Annotated in this window: 11 protein-coding genes and 1 tRNA gene; 2 read left to right on the forward strand and 10 right to left on the reverse strand. The window is 39.6% G+C overall.

The window, feature by feature from the left end; all coding sequences use genetic code 11:
- Position 1: 1 nt before the first annotated feature.
- Together CJ263_RS04260 and CJ263_RS04265 are read right to left on the reverse strand one after the other, a co-directional pair.
- The gene (locus CJ263_RS04260) at positions 2–3,118 is read right to left on the reverse strand and encodes a TAT-variant-translocated molybdopterin oxidoreductase (protein WP_094996124.1); all 3,117 of its coding nucleotides are present in this window, start codon (positions 3,116–3,118) and stop codon (positions 2–4) included.
- Positions 3,119–3,151: 33 nt separating this feature from the next.
- Positions 3,152–4,531 (reverse strand): cytochrome c3 family protein, encoded by a 1,380-nt coding sequence (locus CJ263_RS04265; protein ID WP_094996125.1) that lies wholly within the window; start codon positions 4,529–4,531, stop codon positions 3,152–3,154.
- A gap of 233 nt (positions 4,532–4,764) precedes the next feature.
- Here CJ263_RS04265 and CJ263_RS04270 point away from each other — a divergent pair, with 233 nt between their 5' ends.
- The gene (locus tag CJ263_RS04270; protein ID WP_094996126.1) at positions 4,765–5,136 is read left to right on the forward strand and encodes an SPOR domain-containing protein; all 372 of its coding nucleotides are present in this window, start codon (positions 4,765–4,767) and stop codon (positions 5,134–5,136) included.
- 14 nt (positions 5,137–5,150) lie between these two features.
- Here the strand turns inward: CJ263_RS04270 and infB are convergent, their stop codons facing one another.
- The 6 genes from infB to CJ263_RS04300 form a co-directional block, all read right to left on the reverse strand.
- Positions 5,151–7,835, reverse strand: coding sequence for a translation initiation factor IF-2 (infB, locus tag CJ263_RS04275; RefSeq protein WP_094996127.1), 2,685 nt, complete (start codon positions 7,833–7,835; stop codon positions 5,151–5,153).
- A gap of 42 nt (positions 7,836–7,877) precedes the next feature.
- The gene (gene nusA, locus CJ263_RS04280; protein ID WP_094996128.1) at positions 7,878–9,110 is read right to left on the reverse strand and encodes a transcription termination factor NusA; all 1,233 of its coding nucleotides are present in this window, start codon (positions 9,108–9,110) and stop codon (positions 7,878–7,880) included.
- Between the two features lie 12 nt (positions 9,111–9,122).
- Positions 9,123–9,584, reverse strand: coding sequence for a ribosome assembly cofactor RimP (gene rimP / locus CJ263_RS04285; RefSeq protein ID WP_094996129.1), 462 nt, complete (start codon positions 9,582–9,584; stop codon positions 9,123–9,125).
- 111 nt (positions 9,585–9,695) lie between these two features.
- On the reverse strand, positions 9,696–12,110 hold the full coding sequence (locus tag CJ263_RS04290; protein ID WP_094996130.1) for a TonB-dependent receptor plug domain-containing protein: 2,415 nt from the start codon (positions 12,108–12,110) through the stop codon (positions 9,696–9,698).
- Positions 12,111–12,491: 381 nt separating this feature from the next.
- Positions 12,492–12,821: a hypothetical protein gene (locus CJ263_RS04295; RefSeq protein WP_094996131.1), complete on the reverse strand. Its 330-nt coding sequence runs from the start codon at positions 12,819–12,821 to the stop codon at positions 12,492–12,494.
- Between the two features lie 249 nt (positions 12,822–13,070).
- Positions 13,071–13,141: transfer RNA gene (locus CJ263_RS04300), tRNA-Gln, on the reverse strand.
- A 168-nt stretch (positions 13,142–13,309) separates the two neighbouring features.
- Between CJ263_RS04300 and CJ263_RS04305 the strand changes: the two genes are divergently transcribed.
- Positions 13,310–16,660, forward strand: coding sequence for a glycosyltransferase family 117 protein (locus tag CJ263_RS04305; protein WP_094999103.1), 3,351 nt, complete (start codon positions 13,310–13,312; stop codon positions 16,658–16,660).
- A gap of 36 nt (positions 16,661–16,696) precedes the next feature.
- On the opposite strand, the gene CJ263_RS04310 is transcribed toward CJ263_RS04305, so the two are convergent.
- Positions 16,697–16,993: a thioredoxin family protein gene (locus tag CJ263_RS04310; protein ID WP_094996132.1), complete on the reverse strand. Its 297-nt coding sequence runs from the start codon at positions 16,991–16,993 to the stop codon at positions 16,697–16,699.
- Positions 16,994–17,085: 92 nt separating this feature from the next.
- Complete coding sequence (locus CJ263_RS04315) at positions 17,086–18,315, reverse strand: metallophosphoesterase (protein ID WP_094996133.1); 1,230 nt, start codon at positions 18,313–18,315, stop codon at positions 17,086–17,088.
- Between the last annotated feature and the right edge of the window lie 19 nt (positions 18,316–18,334).

Genomic DNA, 18,334 nt, shown 5'->3' on the forward strand with positions numbered 1-18,334 from the left:
GTTATGCTTCGTTGGTATTTCTAACTTTTACGTGATAGAATACATTTGGTTTAGTACCTACATGCTCCAATAAATGGTACATACGGTTACTTTCTTTTAATTCTGATACCTTGCTGCTTTCATCATTTACATCTCCAAAGACCATAGCACCGTTATCACAGGCGGCGGAACATGCTGTTTGGAATTCTCCATCTTCTATAACTCTTCCATCTCTTTTAGCATCCAAAATGGTCTTCTGTGTTCTTTGAATACACATGGAACATTTTTCAATAACACCTCTTGAGCGAACATTTACATCTGGATTCAATACCATTTTACCCAAATCGTTGTTCATGTGGAAATCGAACTCTTCATTGTTATTGTACAAGAACCAGTTGAACCTTCTAACCTTGTAAGGACAGTTGTTAGCACAATATCGGGTTCCTACACATCTGTTGTAAGCCATTTGATTTTGTCCTTGTCTACCATGGGAAGTAGCCGCAACAGGACAAACCGTTTCACATGGAGCATGATTGCAATGCTGGCACATTACAGGCTGAAAAGCAACCTGTGGATTCTCTGCCGGATCTTCCAACTCGCCAAAACCTCCTAAAGAACCATTATCTCCGCTAAGACCATCAAACTCTTCCTTTTTCGTGTTATCTGCTTCAAAGGACTCTTCAGAAGAGTAATATCTATCGATACGCAACCAGTGCATATCCCTTGAAACCCTCACCTCTCTTTTCCCTACTACGGGAACATTATTTTCTGCATGACAGGCAATAACGCAAGCACCGCAACCCGTACAAGCGTTTAAATCTATAGACAAATTAAAGTGATGCCCGATGGAGCGATCAAAACTCTCCCATAAATCTACAGAAGTTGCCGGCACTTCTTGGTGGTTTAAGGAAACCTGAGGAACATGATTCCATTCCGAATGGTCTTTAGTGTTAAAGACCTCTAAAGTAGTTTCCTTTATAATATCGCCCCTACCCATAAGTGTCTTATGAAGCTGAACACAGGCAAACTCATGATTTCCTGCAACTTTTTCAATACTTACGGACTGATTGGCATTAAAACCTTCATATAATCTAAATGCATTGACTCCAGTCTGCATCTCTTCTTTCATACCTACGGATTTACCGTAACCGAATGCAAGACCTACAGAACCTTTAGCCTGTCCTGGTTGAACCACAACGGGGACATTTTCTACAGTAACGCCGTTCACCGTTAAGTTAACGTAGCTACCATCCATTCCACCATTGGCAACATTTACATTCTCTACACCCAATGCCTCTGCATCGGCCTTAGAAATTGTAACATAATTATCCCAAGAAACCCTAGTGATTGGATCCGGGAACTCTTGCAGCCATGGATTACTAGCTTGCTGACCGTCACCCATACCCACTTTTGAATAAAGGATCAACTCCATTCCATTACTTGTGGCATTCGCTAAACTTCTTACAGCTGAAGCTATTGGAACATTTGGAGTTTCAACTTCTTCACCTTCATTAGTATCTGCAACTGCTCCTTCATCAACAGTAATGGCCATAGTTTCAGAAGCAAAAACACCATCTTGCAATGCTTGATTCCAACTTGCACCATTAAGTATCCCTTGGTTCCAAGTCTCTTTAATGTATTCGTAGTAAGAACTTTCACTACCCATCCAATTTAGCAATGCACTTTGAAATTGCCGAGTATCGAATAATTCTTTTATTGTAGGCTGCATCAAACTATAATGCCCCTTCTTCATTTCAAGATCTCCCCAGGACTCCAAATAGTGATTGGAAGCCGCAGCATATTGAACTACCTCGGCTGTTTCGTTCCAGTTTGTGGTAAACAATACGGAAAAATCGGTTTTTTCAAGACCTTCTTTAAAATCAATTGAATTAGGAAGGGAGTACATTGGATTTACACCATCCATGATCAAGGCTCCTACCCTACCTCCTTTCATATCAGAAATCAAACTTTCCAACATTTTAACGCTTCCTTGCCTTACATATCGAGGGGAATCCGGGTCAAAGGCTCTACTTCCCAACATTTTATTAATGGCCAAGGCAACTGTCTGAGCGTTGATATCATCTAAACCAGTCACAACAACGGCGCCAGACCCTGCTTTTCTAATTTCAGCAGCTAATTGGTCTACAATAGCATCATATTCTGAGGTATTACCTCCTACAGATGTACCGTTTAACTTACCATATAATTTTGCCAATACTACCTTTAGCGCAGTAGGCGTCAATGGAAATCTCTTGTCCGCATTGGCGCCGGTCAAGGACATATTCGCCTCCAATTGTACGTGCCTGGACATTTTTCCATTTTTCGGAACACGTCCTTTGGAATAACCTGAACTATATCCGCCACCTTGCCAATCCGCAAGAAAATCCGCACCAATAGATACAATTAAATCAGCTTTTTCAAAATCGTAATCGGCCAATGCACGTTCGCCATATGAACTCTCAAAGGCCGTTAAGGCAGCATCCTCAGAGATAGCGTCGTATGTTACATGCTCTACATTTTCATTTGCCGCCATCAACTCGCCCATCAACCTATTCGTGGATGGACTTGCGTACGTTTGCGTTAAAAAGACCGCTTTTTTGGAAGAACCACTTAGACTGCCCATTTTAGCCTTTACGGCCGCATCTAGGGCATCCCATTCAATTGGCTCACCATTTGCCATTGGCCCTTGCAACCTAGTACCGTCATACAATGACAATACAGAAGCCTGAACCCTAGCATTTGCACCTCCGCCCACTTTAGCCAAAGTATTATTTTCAACTTTAATAGGACGACCTTCACGCGTCTTAATAAGGACGCTTGCAAAATCAAAACCATTTGCTATGGTTGTAGCATAATAATTAGCCACGCCCGGTACAATATTCTCCGGTTGAACCACATAAGGAATTGATTTTATTACAGGTCCCTCACAGGCAGCCAAAGAAGCCGCAGCAGTACTAAAACCAACATATTTAAGAAAATCTCTTCGATTGGTGCTTGTTGAGGACAAATTTTCCTTATCGCCCAAAAAGTCATCAACTGGGATTTGCTCTACAAATTCATTTTGTTTTAGCGCCTCAACAATGGAATCGTTAGGATTTAACTCCGCTTCGCTTTTCCAATATTTTTTGTTTGATGCCATACGTATTATCTGTAATTAGCTTCTTTATTTATATTAATAGTGACACTTTCCACATTCCAACCCACCCATTTGGGCAGCTGTCAAATTTTCCACACCATATTTTTTGGAAAGCTCAGCGTGAATTTTTTCGTAATATTCATTGCCCTCGACCTTAACATTGGTTTCACGGTGACAATTAATACACCATCCCATTGTCAAAGGAGAGTATTGATACATAATCTCCATTTCCTCTACCGGTCCATGACAGGTCTGACACTCAACACCAGCAACGGAAACATGTTGGGAATGGTTGAAGTATGCAAAATCTGGAAGGTTATGAATTCTGACCCACTCTATTGGTTGTGATTCGCCAGTATATTTTTGATTCTCCTCATCCCAACCTACTGCCTTGTACAACTTTTTGATTTCATTCGTATAAAACTCATTGGTATACCCATTGGCCAAATCCTCCTTGGAAGGACCTTCAGGATTCCCTTTGTACTCGTAAATGGACTTATGACAGTTCATACAAACATTCATGGCCGGAATACCGGAATGCTTTGACACCCTAGCAGAAGAGTGACAATACTTACACTCAATTTTATTATCCCCGGCATGTATTTTATGGGAATAGTGTATTGGCTGAATTGGAGCATACCCTTGGTCAACACCAATTTGCATCATCCAACCATAGGCATAATAGGCACTACCAAGCAATAGAAAAATTACAGTCACCAAAACCAAAAATTGATTTTGAGCAAAAGCCTTCCAAATTGGAGTTCTTTTCTCAGCCCTTTCCTTTTCTACAGAGATACCGTTTGCTTCGGCAATTCTACGCAAGGTATTGTTAACCAAGAACAACATTACCACCAACAAGGCAAAGACCAACGCCAAGGCACCCAAAATGACCTCATTTGAGATACCACCAGAAGCGGCCCCATTAGTTACAGTCGCGGCTTCTCCAGCGGCCGGTGTAGCCGGGGCAGGAGGAGGTGCAGCTGTATAGGCTAAAATATTATCAATGTCGGTATTGGTCAACGTAGGGAAAGCCGTCATTGCCGCCTGGTTGAACTCATTATAGATTTTATTGGCATAAGCATCGCCAGACTTGATCATCCCAGGACTGTTCTTAATCCAAGCATACAACCATTCCTTGTCCAATCCTTCCTCTTCAGCCAAACGACTTTCAACGTTTGCCAAGGCCGGACCGGTCATTTTTCGATCCAAGGCATGACAAGCCGCACAATTCTGATTGAATAACGCCTTACCTGCAGCGGCATCGCCACTGGGAGCACTGGAATCTTCAGTAGTAGCGGCATCACCAGACTCTGCAACAGCGTCCTGTGCCACCAACGAAACTGAAAAAAGTAGTGTAACTACTAAACTGAAAACAAAGACTTTAGAAAACTGATTGCGGTATGGTACCTTTTTCATAAATAGAATATTTCAATCGGAATCTTGGCACGATTTTGGACCGTATTTTAACGATAAACGGTAAAAAAATGCCTTAATCGATGGCAAAAATACGACATAGACTTTATTTGGAAAAACGTTAATGTATTTATAATTTATAATTTATAGTTGTTCTAAATAATTGAAAATGCTAACCGATTATACCTTAAAAAATTACATTTGCAGAAGTAAATAAATCACCTATTTTTTTCTCTATGAAAAAACTATTTTATATCCTAGTTTCTATTTTTATAACAACTAACATATGCGCACAAGAGGGCAAAATATCCATAGATCAGGACGCACAAATTGCTGAATTACTAGAAATCTATAAAAAAAACCTGGACAACAACGATTACTATAGAATACAAGTGGGATTTGTAAGTAATAATGCAAAGGCACAGGAAATAAAAAGTAACGTAGAAATTGATTTTCCAGACCTTCCTTCCCAAATAGACTTTGACTCGCCGACCTACCGCATAAGGGTAGGGCGCTTTAAATCGAAATTAGAGGCAGAGCGCAAGTTCAATGAGGTTAGGAAAAAGTATCCAAATGCCATGTTGTTAAAACCAAAAAAATCGACCTAAAAGGCCGATTTTTTTTATTTCAATTTCTTCTTAACTGCAACTTCCTGGAAGGCCTCTACAATATCATTTACGCTGATATCGTTGTAGTTTTTGATCTGAAGACCACAATCGTAGCCTTTGGAAACCTCCTTAACATCATCCTTAAATCGTTTTAAGGAAGCGAGTTCACCGGTATAAATAACCACACCGTCACGTATTAAACGAATATTGGAATTCCTATAGATTTTGCCACTGGTAACCATACATCCAGCAATTGTACCAATTTTTGAAATCTTAAAGGTTTCCCTAATTTCTGCAGTACCGGTAATTTCTTCCTTCATTTCTGGGGAAAGCATACCTTCCATGGCATCCTTAAGGTCATTAATGGCATCATAGATGATGGAGTACATACGAATATCTATCTCCTCATTTTCCGCCATGGCCTTGGCATTACCCATAGGTCTAACATTAAACCCTATTATAACGGCATCCGAAGCGGAAGCCAACAATACGTCAGATTCAGTAATAGGCCCAACAGCCTTATAAATAATGTTTACTTGGATCTCCTCCGTAGATAGCTTCTGGAAAGAATCCGTCAATGCTTCAACAGAACCGTCCACATCACCTTTAAGAATAATATTCAATTCCTTGAATTCACCTAGAGCGATACGTCTACCAATTTCATCCAAGGTAATATGACGCTGGGTCCTTACGGATTGCTCCCTTTGTAATTGGGACCTTCTAGCCGCAATCTGCTTGGCCTCCCTTTCATCTTCCAATACATGGAATTTATCGCCTGCTTGGGGGGCACCATCTAGACCTAATATGGATATAGGTTGTGACGGACCTACTTTTTTAACATTTTTACCTCGCTCATCCTGCATCGCCTTTACCTTTCCACTTGTAGTTCCGGCAAGGACATAATCTCCAATGTTAAGGGTACCTGCCTGCACCAAAATGGTAGACACATAACCTTTTCCTTTATCCAAAAATGCTTCAACAACCGTTCCGGAAGCCAATTTATTTGGATTGGCCGTTAACTCTAATAATTCGGCCTCCAACAAGACTTTTTCCAAAAGCTCTTGCACTCCTTGACCTGTTTTAGCAGAGATATCATGGGATTGGATTTTACCTCCCCAATCCTCTACCAATAAGTTCATCTGGGCAAGTCCTTCCTTAATTTTATCTGGATTTGCAGTTGGTTTATCCACCTTGTTTATGGCAAATACAATAGGTACACCGGCCGCTTGCGCATGACTGATTGCTTCTTTGGTCTGAGGCATAATATCATCATCAGCGGCAATAACAATAATTGCAATATCCGTAACCTGCGCACCCCTTGCACGCATAGCGGTAAACGCCTCGTGACCAGGAGTATCCAAGAAGGAAATTTTCTGACCATTATCCAAAGTAACCCCATATGCCCCAATATGCTGGGTGATACCACCGCTTTCGCCTGCAATAACATTCTCTTCCCTAATATAATCCAATAAGGATGTTTTACCATGATCCACATGACCCATAACGGTAACAATTGGCGCTCTTGGTTCCAAATCCTCTGGTGCATCCTCTTCCTCAACTATACTTTCTTCAATATCAGCAGTAACAAACTCTACCTCATACCCAAATTCATCGGCTACAATCGATAGGGTCTCGGCATCTAATCTTTGATTCATGGTCACCATGATTCCCAAAGACATACATGCTGAAATAATTTCGGTTGTGGAGACGTCCATCATCGTGGCAACTTCACTGGCAGTTACAAACTCAGTAACCTTCAGGATTTTGCTTTCAAGTTCTTGCTGTTCAAGATCTTTTTCCGTCTGTTGACGGTGCTGATCTCTCTTGTCCCTTCTATATTTGGCACCTTTCCCTTTTTTGGACTTACCTTGTAATTTCTCCAAGGTTTCTCGTACCTGCTTCTGTACATCCTCCTCAGTAGGCTCTACCTTGGGAGCTGAAAAACGTCTATTTCCTTTACGATCGTTGGAATTACCTCCCCTACCCCCTTGTCCAGGGCCCGAGGTGTTTTTACTAACAATACGCTTTCTTCGTTTTTTACGGTCAGAATTATCCGTATTACTTTTTTCCTCTTTCTTCTTTTTAGGCTTTTGAAACTTGGAAAGATCTATTTTATCACCTGTAATTTTTGGCCCCGATAATTTCTTGTACTGGGTCTCCAAAGTTTCAGGTGCTTCGGATTTTACCTCAGGGGTTTCTTCTTTGGGTTTTTCTGCCACCGGAGAATTCTGTTTCGGTTTCTCCTCTGTTTTCTTCTCTTCGGATACAGGTTGTTCCTCCTTGGGTTTTTCCTCCTCTTTTACTTGGGGAGCCTCTTCTTTTTTCTTGGGATTCAGGTCAATCTTACCGACAGTTTTTGGTCCTGTCAGCTCAACTTTTCCTACAAGCTTTTTATCTTCTTGGGCAGCATTCCTTTTTTCACGGGCCAAACGACGTTCTTCCTGCTCCTGCTCCAATTGAACACGTATGGCTTCTTTCTCCTTTCGCTTTTCCTCTCCTACCTCCTTTGAAGCAACTTTTTTGCTCTTATCGGTCTGGAACTCGTCCAGTAGCACTTGATACACCTCATCGGAAATTTTTGTGGTCGGCCTGGCGTCCACATCATGTCCTTTGCTGTTCAAATAATCTACTGCTCTGTCCAAAGAGATATTAAGCTCTCGAAGAACCTTGTTAAGTCTTATTTTTGGATTATCTGCCATAAATACTGATTCCCGTTCTTTTATTTAACCGCTAATATATAGCTAATCTTCTAATTCTTCTTTTAGGATACGTACAACTTCAACAATTGTTTCTTCTTCCAAATCCGTACGCTTCACAAGATCATCCACATCTTGGTCCAGTACGCTTCTTGCCGTATCCAATCCTATTTTCTTAAACTCGTCTATAATCCATCCATCGATTTCATCAGAGAACTCTGTCAATTCAACATCTTCTTCAACACCTTCCCTGAATACGTCGATCTCGTAACCTGTCAATTGTCCTGCCAAACGAATATTGTGACCGCCCCTTCCAATGGCCTTTGACACCTCTTCAGGTTTAAGATAAACCTGTGCGGTCATTTTTTCATCGTCTAGCTTTACCGATGAGACTCTTGCCGGACTCAAAGCCCTTGTAACCAATAACTGAGGATTGGAGGTCCAGTTAATTACATCAATATTTTCATTTCCAAGCTCCCTGACGATTCCATGAATCCTAGAACCTTTCATACCTACACAAGCCCCTACTGGGTCAATTCGGTCATCATATGAATCTACCGCTACCTTTGCTTTTTCACCAGGGATACGGACCGCCTTTTTAATAGTAATCAAACCATCAAAAACCTCTGGTATCTCTTGGAAGAACAATTGCTCCAAGAACAACGGGGAACTTCTGGACATTATAATTGTAGGTTTAGCTCCCTTAAGCTCAACACTTTCAATAATTCCCCTAACATTGTCCCCTTTTCTGAAAAAGTCCGAGGGTATTTGCCTATCCTTTGGAAGGATTATTTCATTTCCTTCATCATCCAACAAAATAACAGCTTTGTGGCGAATATGATGAACCTCTGCCGTATATATTTCTCCTTCAAGGTCTTTGAACTGCTTATATATGGTTGTATTATCGTGCTCGTGAATCTTGGCAATCAAATTTTGGCGCAGTGCCAAAATCGCACGTCTTCCAAGATCGATTAATTTAACCTCTTCGGACACATCCTCACCAACTTCAAAATCAGGTTCTATCTTACGCGCCTCAGTTAGCGATATTTCTTCATTGGGATCTTCAACTTCCCCATCTTCTACCACAACACGATTACGCCAAATCTCCAAATCTCCCTTATCCGGGTTGATGATAATATCAAAGTTGTCATCTGACCCAAACTTCTTTTTGAGGGCATTTCTAAAAACATCCTCCAAAATTGCCATAAGCGTTACCCGGTCAATGAACTTGTCATCCTTAAACTCCGAGAAAGATTCAATTAACGCAATATTTTCCATTGGTTACTACAATTAAAATTTTAAAATGACTTTTGCTTTTTTAATATCAGAAAAAGGTATTTCCTCCCTTTTCTGAACCGTAACTTTTCCCTTACCAATAGGTTTGGGTTCTCTTGCTTTCCATTCCAATATGATAAAATCTTCGTTGGCTTGGGTGAGCTTACCTTCATATGATGAATTGGAAGTCTCTACTTCCAGTTTTCTTCCTATATTTTTAATGTACTGTCTGGGCATTACCATAGGAGCCGTCGCCCCGGCAGATGCAACTTCAAGGGCAAAGTCCCCCTCTTCCCTATCCAGATTATGCTCAATGGCCCTACTGATTTTGATGCAATCGTTGACCGTTACACCACGATCTCCATCAATAATAACCTTTATTTTATTATCCGAGGATATTGTAAAATCAATCAAAAATAGCGAAGGATCTTCCTCCAACCCTTTTTCCAACAATGTCCTGACTTTTTCCTTTAGCATAAAAAATTAAGTAATAAAAGAGGGGACTAATGTCCCCTCACGAATACTTTTTATCCTTTCAGTAGTGCAAATATATTGCATTAAAGATTAATCTCCTAATTTATAGTGTCATCATTCAATGATTTCTATAGCTTTTTCTTCTCGAATAGGGTTTCCATATTTATCCATTCCATATAATATTACTAAATAAGTTCCTGAAGATACATTTCTATCTATATGGACCACTGTACTCTTGCTAGGCTCCAGGAAAGGCTCCCAATATATCGACGACAACTTCTCCTTTTTTTCCCTCATGTCAGCAAATTTACCTGAACGAGAAAAACCAGGAACTTGGGTGTTGACCCAATTTAGAGATTCATTATAGCCCAACTTTTTGGACAACTTGCCTCTCTTAGAATAAAAGGCAATAACACCATTGCCACCTCTAGCACCAAAGGCAGCCGTTCTACCCCCCTTTATTACATCAACAAACATTATTTCTTCTGCCAGCATTTGCTGTACAGATAATTTAGAAACTGGTACTCCGTTTAAAAGAAAGAGCGGGTCATTGGATTCATTGATACTTCCAACACCCCTGATTACAGCTTTTTGATTTGGGAAACTTCCAAAAAGATACACACCTGGAGCTTCCATTAGCAAGTCCATAGCACTCACCGCAGCTATTTTGGACCTCAAAGCATCAGCCATAACCCTATAATCATATGATAAATAAGGCGTTAATTTACTGAGTTCTTTACCAATTTTAGTTTCGTCCCAAGAAGTCTTTGATGTTACCACCACCTCTTCCAACAGAGTCACATCTTCATCAAAATCAATTGCCCCCAAATACTCTCCCTCTTTTAGATATCTATTAAATTGGACATCATTTCTACCAGTAAAATCATTGACATCTAAGGCCCCAACCTTGGGCCATTCATCAACCACATCAATGACCAAATTATTCTCTTTAAACTGTTTACCACCTAAGTTATTTGCTTGAATTATCACATTCAAAGAATCATAGAACATAAATGGGCCAAACTTAAACTTCCCACTATCGTTTGTTACCACGGTCTCTTGAAATGGCGCTTCTCCAGCAACGGTTAAAAGCGCACTAGTCTTTGAAGCATCATTATAGTTTTTTGCTTTAATGTGACCTGATATCATTATTCCCAATTCAGGTTTATATTTCAAGGTATTCAAATCAAATTGCTTGACCTCTCCCCAATCTATTGCATTAGAACTATCTAAAATCATAATAGCGTCCCAGACCTCCTTTTTTTTCAAGGGTTCGTTAATGTACAAATCCCGCATTACTTCCCATTTCCTAAAAGGGTCCTTTACTTCGATAATTTTTCTGCTATAATTGTTATCTCCCATAATAATCCTATCAATGGGGGTGACCGCTAGCGAAATATTACCTTTTACAACATCAGGGTTATTTAACTTTAAAAGGATAGAATCCCCTTTTTTAATCTTTATCTTTTCTGTTTCTAGAATTAGACGATAACTTTCTAAATTACCATCGAAGTAGATTTGCCTTTGACACTGAATATTTCCGTTTTTATCAAAAAGGGAAAAAGTTATCAAATTAGCCTCAATTTTATCCTTGCCAATTTTGAGTAATTTCGAATTTTCACTGAGCTCCTTTCCAAACTCATAAGAAATTAGAGTTTTTTCTCCCGAATGAACTAAGAGAAAGGAGCCTTTCAGACCATTTTTTTCAGTGTTGACCAAATTAGCAACAAAATGACTCCCTCTTTCTTTTACACTCAAGGAATATCCCTCTTTTTTTACTGTAGGCAATTCCTTTTCATATACATAACCTCCAGATCTAATTACCACTTTGTATTCTCGATTAAAATTTGGTAAAAAACTGGCTTTACCATAACCAGGAGAAATCAAATTAAAATGAGTTACCACATTTCCAATATCATCCAGAACCTGTCCCTTCCCACCAAGTATTAGCCCTTCATTTCCAATTGCCTGAACACCAATAGTTGCCATAACATCATGAACCAGTGAACCACCTTCACTTCTAACCATAATTTCAGGAACAACATTCGCCCTTTTTTCATTTTCATTTCCAAAAAACTTTTTTTCCGAATTTATATACAACGATTTAGTATTCACACGCGGAACCTCATTATTCAGCATAAGCTTAGTAAAGGCCCTCAAATAATACTTTCCTGCATCCCAATTGTTCTTAACAGAAAAATTCCCGTAAGCACCAAATTCCGAAACCTTTAGCTTACTCCTATCCACTATTTGACCTTTATCGTCAAGTAATTCTGTATACAAAACACCACTATAGGGCTTTTCTTGGTTGCTTAAACCATTTGTCAAAAATATTCGAAACCATATAGTCTCACCTTTTTCATAATAATCTTTGTCCGTTATGACCATTGTTCTTTCATTGACCATTAAACCATAACCCATTAATTGCCCAATTAGCCCTTCTACACTTTGTGATTCGGATTCATGAAATATAGGCGGGGCAGATCCGATTAGGAGTAGAACAATCAAAGTGAATATAATTTTCCGCATAAACTAATTAAAATTAATTTGTAATCTTTTTCTAGTTAAATCTTCTAAAAGATAAACTTTTTTATTGATTTAAACCAACAGCATATCTAAATACTTCACTCTTTCAAAATTCAATTTGAAGACTCAATTAAGTTTTGTGCGAACCGGAATATTGTGTTTCTGAAGATTGGTGACGACTTATTAGGTTAAAATCAGCCTTAAATAAAAAAATTGATTTAATACGAGGATTTTTCAGTAATTAAGATGAAGTTCCTCAAATTGTTTAACCTAAAAAAGTCTATATAAAGTAAGTTAACAACAAAACTTTAAGCCGAATAACCTTAAGTGTTAATTAAAAAAAGCCACCGTTCTGTTGCCAAGGTATTTAACTTTGAATAATGATTATTGCACCACACTAAAAATACCTGCAGTATGGGAATCTTTTTCTGGAGAGGTCAAATCATTTATACTATCCACCTCTCTCCTAAACCTTAGTATCATAAGGGTATCCAATTGACTTTGGATGCTATCTCTCATTTTCTGCCAATTGGCGGCATTCATTTTCTTATTGTATTCCGTAATCTTATCAAATCTTGAAAGATTATATCGATTGGCCTTCCAGGCATGCTGGGTACTTTTTTGATGTTGTAGGTCCTGAAGATAAATACCCACACCAAAACCAACCAGCACAACGACTAGTATGATCTTTAAACTTTTTGCGGTCAACTTCATAACATTAGTTCATAAGAGTGGGGCAAAACTAAATAAGAGAGTCAAAATTTAATATCTACAAACAGCTAATTCTTGACGCAATCAATGGGCAATGTACAAAATATCCATTTCATGATTCCAAATACTCGTTGAAGTTTAACATCCATCGATAACAGACGCCAATCTACATAGCTATTTCCATAAAATGGAGAAACTCAATAAAAAAATCCTAACATCTCATCAATGTTAGGATTCTATAATCTTACTTAGTTGGCCCACTAGGACTCGAACCTAGAATGACGGTACCAAAAACCGGAGTGTTACCATTACACCATGGGCCAATACCTCTAAGAGCGTGCAAATTTAAAACAAAGTTTGATCTGAACAAACATTTTTTAATCCAAAAAAGGAAAAATACATATTTCATTGCCTGTTAAAGGTTTATAAAAATAATGGGTTGGTATCTATATAAATTAGTAAATTCGCCGGATAGCTTTAACCAAGGTGCCATGTTTTCAAAGAACTTCAAAAAATGGGACACCCTTCTTGGGTGGGCCGTTTTTTTCATATCATTTATCACCTACTTTATTACCGTTGAACCCACCAATAGTTTTTGGGATGCGGGTGAATACATAGCAACATCGGCCAAGCTGCAAGTAGGACACCCCCCAGGGGCACCTTTACTACAAATGATAGGTGCATTTTTTGCCATGTTCGCCTTAGAACCTAGCCAAGTGGCCATGATGGTAAATTTAGTATCCGGGGTTTCCAGCGCCTTTACGATTTTATTCATGTTCTGGACAATTACCAATATTGCCCAAAAATTAATGGACAATAATGAGCCTATGACCAATAGTAAGGCCATTGCTATATTGGGAAGTGGCTTGATAGGCGCATTGGCCTTTACCTTTTCGGACAGTTTCTGGTTCAATGCCGTAGAGACCGAAGTTTATTCCATGGCCAGCCTTATTATGGCCCTATTGCTTTGGTTGGGGTTAAAGTGGACGGACAATTTGGAGGACCCCCGGGGTAACCGTTGGATCATACTCATTTCCTTTGTGGTTGGGCTTACCTTTGGGATTCAGTTCATGGGATTTTTAGCCATTCCATCCATAGGACTTCTCTATTACTTTAAGACATACAAAAAGACCACCGTAAAAAACTTTCTTTTGGCCAATATCATTGTGATAGCCATCTTAATGTTGGTCTATAAATTCTCCCTTACCTACGTACTGATGTTATTTGGTTGGGGCGAAGTGTTCTTTGTAAACACTATTGGTCTTCCCTTTAATTCGGGTTCCATCATTATTGGGCTACTGTTCATTGCCGCCTTTTATTTTGGTCTGAGTTATACCCGAAAAAACAATTACAAGGTGGCAAATACCATTGTACTTTGTTTGATGTTCCTTTTTCTTGGCTTTTCATCTTGGTTGATGCTCCCTATCCGTGCCAATGCACAGGTGGTCATCAACGAGAACAATCCCGAAGATGCCCGTGCACTTTTGGCCTACTACAATAGGGAACAGTATCCAGGTGTGGATAGTCCCGTATACGGTACCTATTATTCGGATATGTTCGCTCCCGCCGGCGAGGACAGGGATGGCACCCCTAAATATGAAAAGGATTACACCTTGGGCAAATATATTGTCGTAAACAAATACAAAAATTCGGAGCAAGGCCCTAACCCCAAGCACCAAGGAATTCTCCCCAGAATGTGGAGCTCACAGCACGCGTCCAATTATATGCGATATTTTGGGCCCTTGGATTTCAAAATGACGGAATACAATGCCGATCTTGCCGAAGCCATTAATCAAGTAAAAACGGGATTTGCAAACGGAGAGATAGATGCGGACCAATATATTAGTTTTATAAAAAGGTTTAGTGACTACATCGAAGTTGAACCACCATCCGTTTGGGACAATATCAAATACATGTTCGAATTTCAATTCAATTACATGTATATGCGATATTTCATGTGGAATTTCGTAGGAAAACAAAATGACGTACAAGGACGCTACAACGAAAATGGAAACTGGCTAAGTGGTATCAATTTTATTGATAGTGCAAGGTTGGGTAGCCAAGAAAATCTGCCAAGCGACATTTTGAACAATCCAGGCAGAAATACTTATTTCTTTTTGCCTTTGCTCTTAGGAATCATAGGTCTTGTTTTTCAGGTTTCAAAAGACCCAAAACAATTTTGGGTGCTGATGATATTTTTCCTTTTTACCGGAATTGCCATCCAATTTTACACCAACCCTTACATATTTCAACCTAGGGAACGGGATTACTCCTTGGTCGGTTCCTTTTACATTTTCGCCATTTGGATAGGCCTTGGAGTATACGGTCTTTATGACGGATTCAAAGATTGGATTACCCCAAAGGTTTTGGCTCCCGCAGTAGTGGTTATTTGCCTACTCGCAGTACCCACGGTGATGGCGGTTCAAAACTGGGATGACCACGATCGTTCCAATAAATTTACGGCCAATTCTTCAGCCACATCCTATTTGGACTCCTGTCAGGAAGATGCCGGTGCCATTTTGTTCACCATTGGGGATAATGATACCTTCCCATTATGGTATGCCCAGGAGATAGAAGGGTATCGTACCGATGTACGTATCGTATGTACCAGCTTGTTCGAAACGGATTGGTATATAGATCAAATGAAGCGAAAAGCTTATGAAAGTGATCCTATCCCCTCACAAATAGAACATGACAAATATCGATTTGGCTCAAGGGATGTACTCTATCATCAGGGTATTACGGAAAACAGGTGGCCTATCAAGGATTTTATCAATTGGATTGATAGCGATAAACCCAGAACCAAATTGGGCTATCTTCTAGAGCAACAAGGTTCAGATTTAAGCAATTTTTCTGAAAACACCCAGAATATGGTGTTTTACCCTACGAATAAAATCAGGGTTCCCGTAAACAAAAAGAACGTACTTGAAAGTGGTCTCGTCAAACCAAAAGATTCAGCCTTGATTGTAGATTACATCGACATTGATTTACCCAGTGCAATTACCAAGAAAAGCATGATGATGTTGGATATTTTGGCCAACAATGATTGGAAACGTCCTCTTTATTTTTCTGGGGGAAGTTTTGATGATGCGGAATATCTTTGGATGAAGGACTACCTGCAATTGGATGGTCTTGCCTATAAATTGGTACCCATTAGGACCGAGAGACCTAATTCCTTTGAAATGGGTCGAATTGATACCGACCTCATGTACGATATTGTTAAGAAATGGGATTGGGGCAATGCTGGGGGAGACATCTATCACGACACGCAAACCCGAATCCAAAGTGTAAGTTACAGAGGAAACCTAGCACGGTTGATGGAAGCCTTGATAAAGGAGAATAAAATAGACAAGGCCAAGGAAATCATTGAAATGTCCCTAAAAAATATGCCCGTAGAAGCCTTTGGATATTACTCTTTGGTTGAACCCTTTGTGGACGGTTATTATAAAGTGGGCGAAACCAACAAAGCACGTGAATTATTTGCCTTGTTAAAGAAAAAGTATCAGGAAAGGTTGGAATATTATGCCTTGACCAGTTTGGATGAGCAGTATAGCAATATTGATGATATAATTGCGGATATGGAGGCATATCGAAGAAATATAGATACTGTCATTGCCAATGACGAAAAGGATTTTGCCGAAAAAGAGACATTGATATTCAATGAATACATCGACAAATTTCAGCACTTCTACAAGGACCAGGATAGTATGGAAATGCCGGATGGTGAATTTCAGGACAATCCCGATATGATTATCGACACCTTACCCATGGTAGATACAATCAGTACAGATAGAACCACAACGGATTTACTTCAGGATACAATTGGTAATCCAATTCAATAAGCTGAGAGCATTTTTGAAAGAAAGAAAAAAAGCTATCTAAACGTATTCGTTTAAAATTCCGATGAGGGTTTTGGCATCCTGTTCGCCGCTTTGGCGCCATACCATTTCACCTTTTTTATAGATCATTAAGGTAGGTAGCCCCTTTACCCTTAATGCTTGGGAAAGTTCCTTGTTCTTGTCTACATCGATTTTAATTACCTTACCCTTATCACCTAGGGCAGCTGCCACATCCCTCATTACCGGATGCATAGAGGTAGATTGCTCGTTCCACTCCGCATAAAAATCAAGAAGGACAGGAACATTCAAATCTATAAGTTCACCAAATTTAGACATAGAATCGGCTTTACGTTATTGGCCAAATGTAGTAAAAAATGTTAAAATACAATATGAGCCTTAAGGTTTGTAGAACTTTGCACAAGTTAAAATCATGTTAAGGCCTTCTTTTTTAAAGTAATTACGGTAATCTCCGGCCAAATACCTACCCTTCCTGGATATCCCAAAAAGCCGAACCCCCTGTTCACGTTGATAAACTGTCCCAATTCCTTATAGACTCCAGCCCAATACTTATAGCGCCACTTTACGGGACTCCATTTTACCCATCCAGGAATTTCAATTCCGAATTGCATCCCATGGGTATGTCCGCTCAAGGTCAAGTGAAAATGTTTATCATCATGGATTACCTCTTCCGACCAGTGGGAAGGATCATGGCTCATGAGAATGGTAAAATCTTCCTGATTAATTTGGGAAGTTGCTTTTTTAAGGTCTCCGGCTTTTTTAAAGCCTCCCTTTCCCCAGTTTTCCACCCCTACCAAGGCTATCCGGTCCTCTCCTTTTTGAAGGTATCTGTGTTCGTTCAATAAAAGATCAAAACCCATGTTTTTCTGTAAGTCCTTTAAATCCTGCAGGTTTTGACGTTTCAATTCCTCCGTTTCCCAAGCAATATAATCTCCATAATCGTGATTGCCCAGCACGGAATATTTTCCATCCTTAGCATTCAAGGTACTGAACAACTCGGCCCAGGGCAGCATTTCCTCGGTTTTATTATTGACCATATCGCCGGTGAAGAGCAATAGATCGCTATTCTGCTTTTTAATCAATTCCACCCCGTATTCGATTTTCTTACGGTCATCAAAGCTACCACTATGAATATCGGATATTTGGGTAATTCGGTAACCATCAAAACTATCGGGTAGGTCCTCAAACTCCAAGGTGTATTTAAGTACCTTAAAATTGTATTTACCCTTGTACATCCCATACAATAAAGCACCAAAAGGAAGGGCCGCTATCCCTAATCCAATCATAGTCAGAAAACGTCGCCTTTCCGGCAAGGTAAATTCCTTGGAAACTCCAAATACTCTTTGATATGACCCGGAAAGTATTCTAAAGATATCCTCTGAGAAAAGAAAAAATATAATGACCAATTTGAATGAAAGTATGGTCAAAAGAAATCCAAAAGCATAGCTCTTTGGTCTACTGAGTACGCGACCCGCTTCCTCACCTGCCGTAAATTGATAAATAAAGTTTATCAAAACTACCAAAGAAACCAAAACGTATACGAGATAGACCCATGGTTGTCTAAACAAAGTCCTTAGGGCCTGAACGATGTAAAAGCTCAAACCTAAATATATGAGCACGAAAATAATCCAGCGAAGCATAATCCTATTTTCTACAAAG

It is taken from the genome of Maribacter cobaltidurans, from assembly GCF_002269385.1.
In the GTDB taxonomy this organism is placed as follows: Bacteria; Bacteroidota; Bacteroidia; order Flavobacteriales; family Flavobacteriaceae; genus Maribacter; species Maribacter cobaltidurans.

Excerpts from the sequence above, each read along its gene's own strand:
- CJ263_RS04260 (WP_094996124.1), bottom strand. The coding sequence starts at position 3,118 with ATGGCATCAAACAAAAAATATTGGAAAAGCGAAGCGGAGTTAAATCCT.
- CJ263_RS04265 (WP_094996125.1), bottom strand. The coding sequence starts at position 4,531 with ATGAAAAAGGTACCATACCGCAATCAGTTTTCTAAAGTCTTTGTTTTC.
- CJ263_RS04270 (WP_094996126.1), top strand. The coding sequence starts at position 4,765 with ATGAAAAAACTATTTTATATCCTAGTTTCTATTTTTATAACAACTAAC.
- infB (WP_094996127.1), bottom strand. The coding sequence starts at position 7,835 with ATGGCAGATAATCCAAAAATAAGACTTAACAAGGTTCTTCGAGAGCTT.
- nusA (WP_094996128.1), bottom strand. The coding sequence starts at position 9,110 with ATGGAAAATATTGCGTTAATTGAATCTTTCTCGGAGTTTAAGGATGAC.
- rimP (WP_094996129.1), bottom strand. The coding sequence starts at position 9,584 with ATGCTAAAGGAAAAAGTCAGGACATTGTTGGAAAAAGGGTTGGAGGAA.
- CJ263_RS04290 (WP_094996130.1), bottom strand. The coding sequence starts at position 12,110 with ATGCGGAAAATTATATTCACTTTGATTGTTCTACTCCTAATCGGATCT.
- CJ263_RS04295 (WP_094996131.1), bottom strand. The coding sequence starts at position 12,821 with ATGAAGTTGACCGCAAAAAGTTTAAAGATCATACTAGTCGTTGTGCTG.
- CJ263_RS04305 (WP_094999103.1), top strand. The coding sequence starts at position 13,310 with ATGTTTTCAAAGAACTTCAAAAAATGGGACACCCTTCTTGGGTGGGCC.
- CJ263_RS04310 (WP_094996132.1), bottom strand. The coding sequence starts at position 16,993 with ATGTCTAAATTTGGTGAACTTATAGATTTGAATGTTCCTGTCCTTCTT.
- CJ263_RS04315 (WP_094996133.1), bottom strand. The coding sequence starts at position 18,315 with ATGCTTCGCTGGATTATTTTCGTGCTCATATATTTAGGTTTGAGCTTT.